General features: G+C 71.8%; 9 protein-coding genes. 7 read left to right on the plus strand and 2 right to left on the minus strand.

The window, feature by feature from the left end; all coding sequences use genetic code 11:
- The first annotated feature begins 6 nt into the window (after window positions 1-6).
- Window positions 7-2100, plus strand: coding sequence for a molybdopterin-containing oxidoreductase family protein (locus DES41_RS15790; RefSeq protein ID WP_114468624.1), 2094 nt, complete (start codon window positions 7-9; stop codon window positions 2098-2100).
- On the opposite strand, the gene DES41_RS15795 is transcribed toward DES41_RS15790, so the two are convergent.
- Entirely contained in the window at window positions 2049-5492 is a 3444-nt protein-coding gene (locus DES41_RS15795; RefSeq protein ID WP_114468625.1) for a bifunctional diguanylate cyclase/phosphodiesterase, read from the minus strand. The two genes, DES41_RS15790 and DES41_RS15795, sit on opposite strands and share 52 nt — an antisense overlap.
- A gap of 74 nt (window positions 5493-5566) precedes the next feature.
- On the opposite strand from DES41_RS15795, the gene DES41_RS15800 reads away from it, so the two are divergent.
- From DES41_RS15800 to DES41_RS39090, 3 genes are all read left to right on the plus strand, one after another.
- Window positions 5567-6691, plus strand: a complete 1125-nt coding sequence (locus DES41_RS15800) for an SPOR domain-containing protein (RefSeq protein WP_170168193.1) — start codon at window positions 5567-5569, stop codon at window positions 6689-6691.
- 97 nt (window positions 6692-6788) lie between these two features.
- A complete protein-coding gene (locus tag DES41_RS15805; RefSeq protein ID WP_114468627.1) occupies window positions 6789-7325 on the plus strand; it encodes a PEP-CTERM sorting domain-containing protein in 537 nt (178 codons plus the stop codon).
- Between the two features lie 92 nt (window positions 7326-7417).
- Window positions 7418-8083: a CsbD family protein gene (locus DES41_RS39090; protein WP_245965730.1), complete on the plus strand. Its 666-nt coding sequence runs from the start codon at window positions 7418-7420 to the stop codon at window positions 8081-8083.
- Window positions 8084-8108: 25 nt separating this feature from the next.
- Here the strand turns inward: DES41_RS39090 and DES41_RS39565 are convergent, their stop codons facing one another.
- Entirely contained in the window at window positions 8109-8240 is a 132-nt protein-coding gene (locus DES41_RS39565; protein ID WP_281277205.1) for a hypothetical protein, read from the minus strand.
- A gap of 660 nt (window positions 8241-8900) precedes the next feature.
- Here DES41_RS39565 and DES41_RS15815 point away from each other — a divergent pair.
- From DES41_RS15815 to DES41_RS15825, 3 genes are read left to right on the plus strand one after another with little or no spacing between them, the layout of a single operon-like run.
- Window positions 8901-10379, plus strand: a complete 1479-nt coding sequence (locus DES41_RS15815) for a surface lipoprotein assembly modifier (protein ID WP_147282865.1) — start codon at window positions 8901-8903, stop codon at window positions 10377-10379.
- A gap of 12 nt (window positions 10380-10391) precedes the next feature.
- Window positions 10392-12218 (plus strand): FecR family protein, encoded by a 1827-nt coding sequence (locus tag DES41_RS39570; RefSeq protein WP_114468629.1) that lies wholly within the window; start codon window positions 10392-10394, stop codon window positions 12216-12218.
- Window positions 12219-12229: 11 nt separating this feature from the next.
- On the plus strand, window positions 12230-14392 hold the full coding sequence (locus tag DES41_RS15825; RefSeq protein WP_245965731.1) for a CHASE2 domain-containing protein: 2163 nt from the start codon (window positions 12230-12232) through the stop codon (window positions 14390-14392).
- Window positions 14393-14475 lie beyond the last annotated feature (83 nt).

A 14475-nucleotide genomic window follows, 5' to 3' on the forward strand; every position in this document is an offset into this window, starting at 1 on the left:
CACGCCATGTCCCTCGCCCTCGACCTCCCCCGCAACGGCCAGGTGCGCGGCGCCTGCCCCCACGACTGCCCCGACACCTGCGCGCTCGTCACCACCGTGGTCGATGGCGTCGCCACCCGCGTGCAGGGCAACGCTGGCCACGCCCAGACGGGCGGTGTGCTGTGCACCAAGGTCTCGCGCTACGTGGAACGTAGCTACCACGCCGAGCGGGTGCTGCAGCCGCTCAGGCGCGTCGGCCCCAAGGGCGCGGGCCGCTTCGAGCCGGTCGGTTGGGACGAAGCGCTGGACGACATCGCCGCCCGCCTCTCGGCCATCGCCGCGCGCGCGCCCGAGGCCATCGTGCCCTACAGCTACGCCGGCACCATGGGCCTGGTGCAGGGCGAGAGCATCGCCGCGCGCTTCTTCCACACGCTGGGCGCCTCGCTGCTGGACCGCACCATCTGCGCCTCGGCCGGCGCCGAGGGCCTGACGCAGACCCTGGGCGGCAAGGTCGGCATGAAGGTGGAGTTCTTCGCCGAAGCCAGGCTGATCCTGGTCTGGGGCGGCAATGCCATCGCCAGCAGTTTGCACTTCTGGCGCTACGCGCAGGAGGCCAAGCGCCGCGGCGCGCGCCTCGTGTGCATCGACCCGCGGCGTACCGAGACGGCGGACAAATGCCATGAGCACATCGCGCTGCGGCCCGGCACCGATGCCGCGCTGGCGCTGGCGCTCATGCACGAACTGATCGTGCACGACTGGCTGGACCACGACTACCTGCGCGATCACACGCTGGGCTGGGAGCAGCTGCGCGAACGCGCGCTGCAGTGGCCGCCCGCACGCGCGGCCGAGGTCTGCGGCGTGCCCGTGGAGCAGATCGAACGCCTGGCGCGCGACTACGGTGCCTGCCGTGCGAGCTTGGACGGGGCCGGCCCCGCCGCCATCCGCCTGAACTACGGCATGCAGCGCACGCGCGGTGGCGGCAACGCCGTGCGCGCCGTGGCCAGCCTGCCCGCGCTGATCGGCGCCTGGCGCCACCGGGCCGGCGGCATGCTGCTGAGCAGTTCGGGCCAGTTCCCGGTGCAGCGCGCGGCCCTGCAGCGGCCCGACCTGCTGGCCGGCCGGCGGCCGCGCACGGTCAACATGAGCACCATCGGCGATGCGCTGCTGCACCCGGGCGATGCCGGTTTCGGCCCGCGCATCGAGGCCGTGGTGGTCTACAACAGCAATCCCGTGGCGGTGGCGCCCGAGTCGGCCAAGGTGGTGCGTGGCTTCGCGCGCGAAGACCTCTTCACCGTGGTGCTGGAGCAGTTCCAGACCGACACGGCCGACCATGCCGACTACGTATTGCCGGCCACCACCCAGCTGGAGCACTGGGACATCCATTCGGCCTATGGCCACACCGACGTGCTGCTCAACCGCCCGGCCATCGCGCCGCTCGGCCAGGCCCGGCCCAACACCGCCATCTTCCGTGCCCTGGCCGCGCGCATGGGCCTGACCGACCCCTGCCTGCAGGACGACGACGAGGCGCTCAGCCGCCAGGCCTTCGGCGATGCGGTGGACTTCGGTGCGCTGCTGCGCGATGGTTTTGCCACGCTGGCCCTGCCCGATGCGCCATTCGCGCAGGGCAACTTCCCCTCGCCCTCGGGCCGCTGCGAGTTCTTCAGCGCGCGGCTCGTGGCCCAGGGCCTGGATGGACTGCCCGACCACCTGCCCAACCACGAGGCCATCGGCAGCTCGGCCGACTACCCGCTGGCCATGATCTCGCCGCCGGCGCGCAACTTCCTGAACTCCAGCTTCGTCAACGTCACCAGCCTGCGCGCCATCGAAGGCGAGCAGCTGCTGGAGATCCACCCGGTGGACGCGGCCGCCCGCGGCATCGTCGACGGTGCCACGGTGCGCGTGTTCAATGGCCGCGGCAGCTACCGCTGCCGGGCCGAGGTCAGCACGCGGGCGCGCGAGGGCGTGGTCAACGGCCTGGGCATCTGGTGGCGCAAGCTGGGCCTGGACGGACGCAACGTCAACGAGCTGACCAGCCAGCGCCTGACCGACCTGGGCCGTGCGCCGACCTTCTACGACTGCCTGGTGGAAGTCGAAGCCGACAGCCCCGCCGCCGCGAAGTAGGCCGGCAAGGCAGCGGCGGGCAGCGGCGGGCTGAACAGATAGCCCTGGTAGTCGCTGCAGCCCTCGCGCAGCAGGAAGTCGCGCTGCGCCGCCGTCTCCACGCCCTCGGCCATGACCTGCAGGCCCAGGCTGCGCGCCAGGCCGATGATGGTGCGCACGATGGCGTCGTTGTGGGCATCGCCGCCCAGCGCGCGCACGAAGGACTGGTCGATCTTGATCTGGTCCAGCGGCAGCCGGCGCAGGTAGGCCAGCGACGAATAGCCGGTGCCGAAGTCGTCCAGCGCGAAGCCCACGCCGTGGGCCTGGAGCGCCGCCATCTTGGCCGCGGTGCCTTCCATGTCCTCGACCAGCAGGCCCTCGGTCAGCTCGAACTTCAGGCGCCGCCCGTCGGCCCGCGTGCGCGCCAGCACGCTGCCGCATTGCGCCACGAAGTCGGGATGGCGGAACTGGCGCGGGCTCACGTTCACCGCCACGTCCAGCCGCGCCGTGGCGGGGTTCTGCGCCCAACGCGCCAGCTGGAAGCAGGCCTGGCGCAGCACCCAGCGGCCCAGCTGCATGATCAGGCCCGTGTCCTCGGCCAGCGGAATGAACTCGGCCGGCGTGATGTTGCCGAGCTCGGCATGCTGCCAGCGCACCAGGGCCTCCACGCCGGTCACTTCGCCGTCGGCATTCACCTGGGGCTGGTAGTGCAGCGTCAGCGCGTTCTGCGCCAGCGCCACGCGCAGGTCGGCCTCGAGCGCCGCGCGCGCCGACACGGCGGCCTGCAGCCCGGGGTCGTAGAAGCGCAGCGTGTTGCGGCCCGCGCCCTTGGCCTGGTACATGGCGATGTCGGCCTGCTTGAGCAGTTCCAGCACGCCGCCGGTGTGGCCGTGGAACGGCGCCACGCCGATGCTGCAGGTCGACAGGTGCTCGTTGCCGGCCAGCGCGAACGGCGTGTTCAGCGCCGACAGGATCTTCTCGCCGATCTGGCGCGCATGCTGGACCACGGCCTGGTCATCCTGGCCCAGGTCTTCCAGCATGACGACGAACTCGTCGCCGCCCAGGCGCGCCACGGTGTCGCTCTCGCGCACGCTGTCCTGCAGCCGGCCGGCCACCTGCTGCAGCAGCAGGTCGCCCATGCCGTGGCCCAGCGTGTCGTTGAGCGTCTTGAAGTTGTCCAGGTCGATGAACATCAGCGCGCCGCCGCGGCCGCTGCGGTGCTCGGTGGCCAGCGCATGCTGCAGCCGGTCCATCAGCAGCAGGCGGTTGGGCAGCTGGGTGAGCGGGTCGTAGAAGGCCAGCTGCTGGATCTCGCGCTCGGCCGCCTTGCGCGCCGTGATGTCCGTGTGGATGGCCAGCACCGACTCGGGCGCACCCTCTTCGTCGCGCACCAGCGTCCAGCGTGCGCCCACGGTCACCGTGCTGCCATCGCGCCGCGTCTGGACGAGTTCGCCTGTCCACTCGCCGCGCGCGCGCACGTCGTGCAGCGCCTGGTCGAAGGCGCCGCGGTCGTGCTGCAGCCGCGTCACGCGGAAGTCCGCACCGACCTCGCTGCCGCGCCAACCGTACAGGCGCTCGGCGCCCTGGCTCCAGAACAGCACCTGGTGCTCCATGCCGTAGACGACGATGGCGTCCTGTGCCAGGTCCAGCAGCGAGGCCTGGCGGCGCAGCCGGCGGTCCTGCTCCTGGCGTTCGAGCTCGGCGCCCACGCGCGCGGCGAAGATCTGCATGGTGGACAGCACCAGCTCCACATCGGGCGGGCGCGCATCGAACAGCGTCACCAGCATGCCCACCAGTTCGCCGGCCGAGTCTTCCAGCCGCACGCCGGCATAAGCCGCGGGCCGCCAGGTGCCCAGCGCGCGTGCCATGGCCGGCGAGGGCTGCGGCAGCGTTTCCGTGTAGCAGCTGGGCTGGTGCCGCAGCGGCTCGGCCGGCGTGCCGGCCAGCGCGAACTCCGCGTTCTCGCGGAAGACGCCATCGACCACGGCGGCGATGCTGCGCACCGTCTGGCGTTCGGCGGTGTGCAGGCGGCCGATGAAGGCAGCCCGCGCGGAGACCGCCTGCGCCATGTGCTGCGCCATGGTGCGGAAGAACGCGTCGCCCGTGGAGGCCGATACCGCCGCCGCCACCTGCAGCACGGCGGCATGCAGGCGGCGCTGGCGCTGCTCGGTCTGCAGGTTGCCGATGCCGAAGGCCAGGTTGTTGGCCAGCTCCTGCAGCAAGGCGATCTCGTCGCGGCCGATCTGGACCACGTCGGGCGCATAGAGGTAGAAGAACCCGAAGGTGCGCTGGCGGTCGCGCAGCGGCAGGCAGGCGACGCCGCGAAAGCCGCTGGCCTGGGCATCGGCCAGCCAGGGCGCGAAGGTCGGGTCCTCGGCGATGTCTTCCACGATCACCACCTCGCCGTCGCGCACGGTGCGCGCGGCCGGGCCGTGGCCGTTGGGGCCGTCCTCGGCCCAGGACATCGGGATGCCCCGCATGAAATCCGCGTCGTCGCCCGCGTGGGCCATCACGTCGATGGTCTTGCGCGCGTCGTCGTGCGCATAGCCGACCCAGGCCATCGCATAGCCGCCGATGTCCACCGAAATGCGGCACACGCCGCGCAGCAGAGTCTCCTCGGACTCGGCCCGGATCAGCGTCTCGTTGCAGGCGCTCAGCATGCGCTGGGCCCGGCTCAGCCGCGCCAGTTCGCGGTCGGCCTGCAGGCGCAGCGTGACATCGGCCAGCCCACCCACCACGCGGCGCACCCGCCCGGCGGCGTTGCGGACCAGGTAGGCGCGGCTGCTGACCGGCACCACCACACCATCCTCGCGCTGCAGGCGAAAGCTGTCGGTCCAGGTGTCTTCGGTGCCGGCCAACGCGGCGTCGAGCGCGGCGCGGATGCGTGTGGCGTCCTCCGGATGCAGGTCGGCCAGCCAGCTGCGGCCGGCCTCGGTCCAGCGGGCCGCCTGCGGGCCCATGAGGCGCTGCGCGCCCTCGCTCCACCAGACCGTGCTGGCCTGCAGGTCCCAATCCCACACGGCATCGGCCATGGCGCGCAGCAGGTGGCGAAAGCGCTCCTCGCCCTCGCGCAGCACGTCCGAGGCCTGCTTGCGCTTGGACACATCGCGCAGCACCACCTGCAACCGGCCTTCGGGCAGCGGCTGCGCCTGCACCTCGATCCAGCGGCCCAGGCTGGTCGAATAGGACTCGAAGGCCACGGCACAGGACTCGCGCAGGGCCCAGTTGCACTCGGCCGCGAACGCCGCCTCGCCGGGGGCCTGGAACAAGGCCGCCAGCGTCTGGCCCCGCAAGGCCGCCAGCGAGCGCCGCAGGAGCCGCACCGCCTTGCCGTTCGCCTCGCGGACCGCACCGCCTGCATCGAGCACGATGCGCGCGTCCGCAGGCACGACTCGGGGTGGGGCAGAGCTCATGGAAGCGGTGGTTCTCCAGCGGCGCCGCAGTCACGGCGGGGGGGGACACAGTGTAGTTGTGCGACAGTCGCGCCGTGCACCCCTCCCCCCAGCCGCAGCCTGCGGCGGACGTCTCCGCCATGCTGTACCGAGCCGCCATCGGCCCGGACCGCGGCGACCACTATCTGCGGCGCTTCCAGGCACGCGATGGCGGCAACACACAAGCGCCGCGCTGGCCCCGCTGGCATTGGGGCGGCTTCGTCTCGGCGCTCTCCTGGCTGGCCTGGCGCGGGCTGATCGGTGCGGCCGCGCTCTGGGCCGGCGCCGCACTGCTGGGCGCCGTGCTGGCGCTGGGCCTGGCGCGGCTCGTGTTCGGGGCCGGTGCCGCGCCGCTGGCCTGGCTGCTGGCGGTGCTCACGCTGGCGGCCTCGCTGGCCTGGGGCCTGGGCGCGGAACGCCTGTACCACCGCCTGTGCAACCGGCGCATCCTGGCCGCGGTGGCGGCGCACGCCAGCATCGGCGCCGCCTGCGCCGCGCTGCAGCGCCAGCAGCCCGGCCGGGCGGCGCGCTGGGCCACGCTGCTGGCGCTGCACGGCGCGGTGCTGGCCGCACTGGCCGGGCTGGTGCTGGCCATGCGGCCGCTGCCGCAACAGCCGCCATCTGAGCGGTTGGCGCCAGGCCCGCAGGCCGCCGCGCTCGCACCCGCCACGTCCGCAGCGCCCACCGCCGCCCTGCTGCCGATGCCGAACCCCGGCACCGAAGGCCAGCCTGCGCCCGCCCCGGCCCCCCTGGCCAGCACCTCCGCGCCGGCGGAACCCGCCGAGCCGGCCGGCCCGCCCGCACCGGCGCAGGCGGCATCCGCGGCCGCCACCGCAGCGCCAGCAGCGCCCCCGCTGGCGGCCAGCGTGGCGGCCTCCGCGGCGCGGCCTGGGCGCGCAGCGCAGGCCGCACCGGACCCCGCGGCGGGCCGCTACGCCGTGCAGATCGGCGTGTTCGCCGAGCCCGCCAACGCCCAGGCGGCGCTGGACCGGCTGCGCGCGGCCGGCCTGCCGGCGCGCGGCGATGCGGCGGGGCCACCGGGCCGGCTGCGCGTGCGGGCCGGTCCCTTCGCGACACGGGAAGAGGCCCAGCGCGCAGGCGAGCGCATCCAGGCCCTGGGGCTCCCCGCCGTGCTGGTGCGGCTGCCGGCCGCCCGCCAAGCCGGACCGGCCGAACCGTGACGGCACCCGCGTACGTCCTCCGTTTGGCGGACCGTGGGGCTGCCTTGCGCAGCGGTGCTCAGTATGCTGTCCGCTCCTGCCACCTCCCGGAGAACACATGAAAGCAAAGCAGGCGCTCGCCGCCATCGCGCTGGCCGGCGCATTCGCCGCACCCCAGGCCTGGGCCGACATCGTCTGGAACTGGAGCTACAGCGGCACCGGCATCCAGGCCGGCGGCACCCTCACCACCGAGGACGCAGCCGATGCCGATGGCTTCCACCTGATCACCGCCATCAGCGGCACGCGCAACGGCGAGCAGATCACGGGCCTGTATCCCACGGGCACAGCCATCCCCGGGAACGAGCCGTTCGCACTGGACAACCTGATCCGCTTCGGCCCGCAGGGCCAGATCACGGTGCACGGCTTCGGTTTCAGCACGGCCGCGGGGGGCTACGCCAACCCCTTCTACGCGGACTTCTTCGATCCCGCCATCTACATGGAGGTGTTCACCACCGCCTCCAGCTACGAGGAGCTGCCCGTCGCGTTCACGGCCTCGGTCGTGCCCGAGCCGGCGAGCATCCTGCTGCTGCTGGCAGGGCTGGGGGCGGCGGGCTGGACCGGTGCGCGCCGCCGCCGCGGGGGTGTGCCGGCCTGAGGCCAGGCTGCCGCGGCCTGCGCCGCGGCAGCCGCACGATGGGGCCACGTCCGACGCCGTGCAGCTGCGCTGCGGCCTATGCTGCCGGCACGATGCACGAAGACCCCGCCCCCCTCCCGGCCCGCCCAGAAGGCCCGCGCCCCCCCGCGCCCCCCGCGCCACCGACGCTGCAGCAACGGCTGCGGGCCGTCGACCGGCGGCTGCGCCGCGCCATCGCCGAGCGACCGGTGCTGGCCGCCGTCCTGGCCGCCGCAAGTGCCGCGGTGCTCACGCAGGCGGGGGCCGTGCTGCTGCGGCGCACCCTGGCCGCCAAGCCGCCGCTGCCATTGCCCCGCCGCATGGCCCGCCCGGCCGCCCGGGCGCCGTGGACTGCGTTCCGCTGGCGCACGGTCGCGGCGCTGCCTGACAGACAAGACCTGCCCACGGCGGATGATGGCGCCAGGTCGTTCTTCTTCAGACGGCTGCAGGCCGCTCGCACCCCGCGGTGGCCCAACTTCAAAGGACACAACATGCTGGAACAGGCACAAGGCACCGTCAACGAAATCGCCGGCAAGGTGCAAGGCGCATTCGGACGCGCCACCGACGACACCGCAACCCACCTGGAAGGCCAGGCGCGCGAGACCATGGGCAAGGCGCAGCAGGTGTATGGCGACGCGCTCGACCATGTGCGCGAATCGGCCGTCAAGAACCCGCTGGGCACCATCGCGATCGCGGCAGGCTTTGGCCTGGTGGTCGGCCTGCTCTGCAGCCGGCGCTGAAGGCCTGCGCGGCCTTGCCGCGCTGTCACACGGCCAGGTGCAGGGCCAGGTCCACGGCCTGCGCCGAACGCGCTGGCAGCGCGCAGCACAGCAGTGCCTCGCCAGCCGCCACCGGGAACGCCGGCGCCTCGGCGTAGGTTCCCCCGCGCTGCAGCACCCGCGTGCTGCACCTGCCGCAACTCCCCCGACACCCGGCCAGCCATATGCCTCGGGCACGTCGAGCAGGCTGCCGTCGCCGGGTTGCCGGCACGCTTTCTCGATCGATGCCGCCAAGACGATGCCCACCGGCTGCGTAGCCGGCACCCGCATCGCGGGCGCAGCAATGGTGCCCGTGCGCCGCAGGGCCGAACTGCCGAATGCCGTTGCATGGATGCGTGCGTCAAGCACCTACAGCGCGCGCAGTCCGTCGTAGGGCTGCGGGATGAAGTCCGCCGGCCCGCACCGGTAGAAGTCACGGTCGCCGAAGGGAGCCTGCCTGTAGGCAACGCCATGTCGATGCGCCGAGCGCGGTCGTGAGCCTGGGCTCGGGCGGCCGGCACTGGGCCGCGTCGATCTTGAGGCCGCCAGATGCTGCAAGGCATGCCGCCTTCTTGACGCTTCTCGCTGGGCCCCGTGCGCGCCGCCCACGCTCTTCTGCGCGGCTTCAGACAGCCGTGCGCCTCCAGCACCAACCGCCACGCGGCCCCCATCCAAGGCTGTTGTCGCCACGCAGCGTGGTTGGGACACGGCGCCGTTCGCCGACCTAAAAGCTCCGCTCAGCGGAAACGTCGGCGCCTTTAACCCAGGTTAATGCGGGCTGCGGCCCGGCAACCGAGCATTGGCCCGTTTGACCAGATTTGTAACTAAAAGCAGTCTTTTTCTGTCCAGAAAAAGGACCAATTCACGCGCTCGATGTCAGCGCTCAAGCACACCTTTCCGATCCATGAACCATGTGCTGAACAGCGCGCAGAACCCGATCACCGCTGCCCTTTTTGTCGCGATCCGCAAGGCGGTGCTGCTCAGCTGTGCTGCGTTCGCACTGTCGGCTGCAGCCCAGCCGGACGATTCCGTGCTGGCCCAGGCGCACCGTCTGATGGCGGAGAACCAGGCCGAAGCGGCCTACCGGCTGCTCGAGCCCTGGGAACTGGAGCGTGCCGACGACGCACCATTCAGCTACCTCTTCGGCATCGCGGCCCTGGATGCGGGGCATGCGACCCGTGCGATCTTTGCGCTGGAACGCGCGGTGGCGGTCGCGCCCGACGACAACCTGGCACGTGCAGAACTTGCACGCGCCTATCTCCTGGCCGGAGAGCCGGACCGCGCGCGCACCGAACTGCAGGCTGCAAGACGTGGCGAGATGCCGCTCGAAGCTGCGGCTGCGATCGACCGGGTGCTCGGCGGGCTGGATGTGGCCCCGGCCAGCACGTCGTCCGCAGCCTGGCGCGCCTACTTCGAAGGCGTCGTCGGCCATGACAGCAACGTCAACAGCGCGACGGCCGCGGGCCAGTTCGCGCTTCCGGCCTTCGGCGGCATCGTCTTCAACCTGGACCGCGAGAACCGCAAGCGGGGCGATGCCTTTGCAGGCCTCGGCGCCGGAGCCGCCTGGAGAAAGCCGCTGTCGCCCGCATGGGAACTCGAGGCCGCGGCGAACCTGCGCGGCACGTTCCACCGCAATGTGCATGCGATGAACAACCGGCAGTACGACGGCAGCTTCGGCGCGTCCTACACCAGCGGGGTGGACAGGTTCTCCGCCGCGCTGCAAACACTGCAGTACGACATCGACGACCGTGGCTACCGGAGCGCCTCGGGCCTCAGCGCGCAGTGGCAGCGCACGCTGGATGGCCGGTCGCAACTGAGCGCGTTCACGCAGCTGAGCCGTTTGCGCTATGCGCAGGATCGCGCGCGGGATGCGGACCGCGCCGTGCTCGGCGCCGGCTTCGCGCGCGCGCTGTCCGATGCACAGCTGGTGTATGCCAGCGTCTATGGCGCCAAGGAGAAGCCACGCCTGGATGGTGTCGCCAACTACGGCCACCACGCGGCGGGCGTGCGCCTGGGCGGCGAACGTGCGCTGGACGAGACCATCGTCGCCTTCGCTGCCGTGCAGTACGAGAAGCGCCGGTACGGCGGCGCGGAGCCGTTCTTCGATACCCGGCGGGTGGATCGCCAGCTCGACGCATCGCTGGGCGTCCACATCACGCCTTCTGCGCCATGGCGCCTGTCGCCGCAGGTGTCCTACGTTCGCGCCGACTCCTCCGTCGTGCTCTACGACTATCGCCGCGTGGTATGGCAGTTCGCCGTACGGCGGGAGTTCAACTGAACCTGTTTTTCCATGCCACGATTCCACCATTCCCATGACGCCGCCTGGGGCCGACACGCGCGCCTGAGCCTTCTTTGTGCCGCGCTGCTCGCAGCGGGCCACGGCCATGCACAGTCCCTGCCATCCGCCACCATCGTGTTCGCGGCGGACGGCGCCACACTCATCGACGCCAGCGGCCAACGGCGGCCTGCCACGCGCGGCATGGCCGTCTCCTCGGGCGATACGGTCGAGACGGGCCACGGCACGCTCCAACTGAAGATGGTGGACGGGGGCATGGTGGCGTTGCAGCCAGGATCGGTGCTGCGGCTCGATGCCTACCACCTGGGCCAGGGCGGCGGGGCCGAAGGCGCCAAAGGCTTCATGAGCCTCGTGAAAGGAAGCTTGCGGACCATCAGCGGCTTCATCGGCAAGGCCCGGCCGGACGACTACCGGCTCGACACGCCGGCAGGGCTGATCGGGATCCGCGGCACGGAGTACACCGCGGCGCTGCGCGACGGGCTGACCGTGAACGTCATCGGCGGGCGCATCGCGCTGTGCAACGACACGGGATGCACCGATGTGTCCCGTGGCATGTCGGCGTTCGCCGCGAGCAGATCGGCGGCACCTGTCGTGTCCAAGCTGGTCTCCGCGGTCGTGCCCGCCAACGGCGGCGCTGCAAAAACGCCCATGGCAGAAGCAGCCGCCGAGGCCGCCGGTGGCGCCACGCAGGTGGCGAGTGCAACCACGGCCCAGCGGACATCCGGCGAGCAAGTCCAGACCTACCTGCGCACGCTCGTCGCACCGAGCCCGGGCGATGGGCAAGCGGAGGTTCCCGCACCCGAAAGCACGGTCGTTGCCCGGCCGCCGGGCAACTTCTCTCCACCGCCCGGAGCGCCTGCGCCGGAATTGGTCGATCCGCCTGCGCCATCGCCAGCTCCTGCGCCGTCTCCTGCGCCTGCCCCGGTCCCGGCACCTGGCCCTGCTCCCGGTCCGTCGCCATCGCCATCGCCATCGCCGTCCCCGTCGCCGTCGCCGTCGCCGTCGCCGTCGCCGGCACCAGCACCAGCACCTGTTCCCCCACCCGCACCCGCGCCCGGTCCTGCTCCGGGACCCGCCCCGGCGCCCGTGGTGGAGTCGCCGTTGCCGCCAGGCATGGGTACCGTCATGGCAGTCAGCTCCGACCGCGAGGGCGGCACGCAGGCCGGAGCGGTGTCCGGCTACCGCACCTTCGCAGGCAGCGCACTGGCCGAGGTGCGCGAGCGCGACGGCTCGGGCAAGCGGCTGCTGCACGCAGGCACCCCCGTCCAGGCCCATTCGGACGGCAATGTGGCCTGGGGCCGATGGACGGACGGCCGCTACCGGGCCGGATCCGACGACGACGACGATGACGACAACGGCAAGGGCAGGACGCGCGCGCTGCACTACTTCACCTTCGCGGGAACCCCGACGCTCCCGGTCGTCCGTTCGTTCAGTTCGTTCGGCGCAACGGCATCGACGGTCACCTCGGCGCGTGGGCAACTCGTGGCGACGGGCACCGAGAACGCGGCGACCGGCAGCCTGCGCGTCACGTTCCCCGGTGCGACCGGAGGGTTCGCGACCTTCAGCCTGTCGGTTCCGGTCGCAGACCAGACCTTCTCGCTGAGCGGCACCGCCGCGCAGACCGGCACCTTCGGTTTCGCCGGCGGCGCGGCGATCAGGAGCACGGGCAATGGATGCTCCGCCGGCTGCACCGGCGCTCTCGGCAACGGTGCTGCCGTGCGTGGCATGGTGGGTGGAGCGGGCAGCTCGCGGGCCGGTCTGCTGTACGGATTCAACAGCGGCTTGGGCACGGTCACCGGAGCGGTCGTCTTCAAACCTTGAGCCGCGCCGCGTTGAGCCCCGCCCCGACTGCTTCGTACTGGAACTCGGTCGCCCGGCTTCTGGGATGGACGGCCGGCTTGCTGGTGCTCGTCGGCCTTCTCCTGCAAGAGCCTCTGTGGCTCCAGGCCCTGCGCAACGCCGTCTTCGACCAGTACCAGCGCTGGCAGCCCCGCCAGTACGAGGACGCCGCAGTGCGCATCGTGGACATCGACGAAGAGAGCCTCGCGCGCATCGGGCAATGGCCGTGGCCGCGCACCTACATGGCGGATCTGGTCACCTCCGCGTCGGCGGGGGGCGCAGCTGCGCTCGGCTTCGACATCGTCTTCGCGGAACCGGACCGCAGCTCGCCGCTGGAGGTGGCCAGGCACTGGGACCTGACGGTGGCACAACGTGCGGCCTTCATGGCGATGCAGGACCACGACGCCTTGTTCGCGCAGGCGATGGATGGGGGCAAGGTCGTGCTCGGCTTCGCCATCCGCCAGGCAGCGCCGCAGCCTGGCGGCGCGGCGGCGCCTGTCCCCGTCACGGCCGGATTGGTCGAGTTCGGTCCGGGCGCGGCGCCGCATCTGCAGCCGTTCGCGGCCGCGGTCGCGGCGGTGCCTGCGCTGGCAGCGCATGCCACCGGCCATGGGGCGCTCGCGTTCCTGCCGGACTCGGATGGCGTCGTGCGCAGGGTGCCGCTGCTGCTGCGCGTGGCAGACCGCACCGTGCCCAGCCTCGTCTCCGAGCTGCTGCGCACCGCCCTGGGCGAAAAGAACCTCCTGGTGCGCAGCACCGACGAGGGCATCCAGGAGGTGCGGATCGGCGAGTTCTCCATTCCGACGACCCGCAACGGCGAGATGTGGCTGCACTACGCTGCCGCGTCCGCGCACCGGGCGATTCCGGCGTGGAAGCTGCTGGCCGGCCAGGTCCCGGCCAGCGAGCTGCAGGGAAGGATCCTGCTGGTCGGCAGCTCCGCCCAGGGCTTGCTGGACCTGCGCTTCGGAACGCAGGGCCATCTGGTGCCGGGTGTGGAAGTGCATGCCCAGGCGCTCGAGCAGATCCTGGGCAAGCACTTCCTGCACCGGCCTGCATGGGCGCGGGTGGTCGAGGCGCTGGTGCTGCTGGCAGGCGCCGCACTGGCCTGCGCCGTGGCGCTGTCCCAACGTCCGGCGGTGGCCGCGGCCGTGTCGGCCGTTGCACTGGTCGCGGTCGCTGGCGTGTCCTGGTGGCTGTTCTCGCTGCACCAGATGCTGTTCGACCCGCTGACGCCGGGCATCGGCATCGCCTGCGCCTTCCTGGTTCCGAGCGTGCAGCGCCACCACATGAGCGACAAGCGCCGCCGCTGGGTGTCGCAGGCGTTCTCTCGCTACGTGTCGCCCAATCTGGTGAGCCACATCGTGCAGAACCCCGAAGAGCTGGTGCTGGGCGGGAAGCGGCAGACCTGCAGCTTCATCTTCACCGACCTGGAAGGGTTCACGGCGCTGATGGAAGCGATCGATCCCGCCGAAGCCGTGCTGCTGCTGAACCGCTACCTCGACGGCATGATCGACATCGCCTTCCGGCACCAGGGCACCCTGGACCGGATCGTGGGAGACAGCATCGCCATCATGTTCTCCGCCCCCATCGCACAGGCCGACCACAAGGAGCGCGCCGTCGCCTGTGCCCTGGAACTGCAGCGCTTCGCAGCGGCCTTCGCGCAGGCGCAGCAAAGCACCGGCATCCGCTTCGGCCACACCCGGATCGGCGTGCATGCGGGCGAGGTGATCGTCGGCAACTTCGGCGGCGAAACCATCTTCGACTACCGCGCGCTGGGCGACCCCGTCAACACGGCCTCGCGCCTGGAGAGCGCCAACGCCCTGCTGGGCACACGCATGTGCATTTCCGAAGCGGTGTTGGGCAGGCAACCGGCCACGCCGGCCGTTCGGCGGGTCGGCCAGCTGGTCTTCAAGGGCAAGACCAGGCCACTGCTGGTCTTCCAGCCCGCCAACGACGGCCTGGACCATCCCGTCGACCTGCAGGCCATCGCCGACTATGAACGCGCCTACGCGCTGATGGCCGCGCGCGACCCCCAGGCGCTCGCGGCGTTCGAGCGGCTGGCGCAGACGCAGGGCGCCGAACCGTTGGTCCGCTTCCACCTGGAGCGGCTGCGCAAGGGCGAGGATGGCGACATCGTCACCTTCACCGCCAAGTAGTCGCCGAAGGTGACGACCCGACCGGCCATCGCCCTTCCGCCGGCCGCGCTGCGCTGCAGTGCGTGCCAACGATGGACAGCATC

Origin of the sequence: Pseudorhodoferax soli (assembly GCF_003337555.1) — a bacterium.
In the GTDB taxonomy this organism is placed as follows: domain Bacteria; phylum Pseudomonadota; class Gammaproteobacteria; order Burkholderiales; family Burkholderiaceae_C; genus Pseudorhodoferax; species Pseudorhodoferax soli.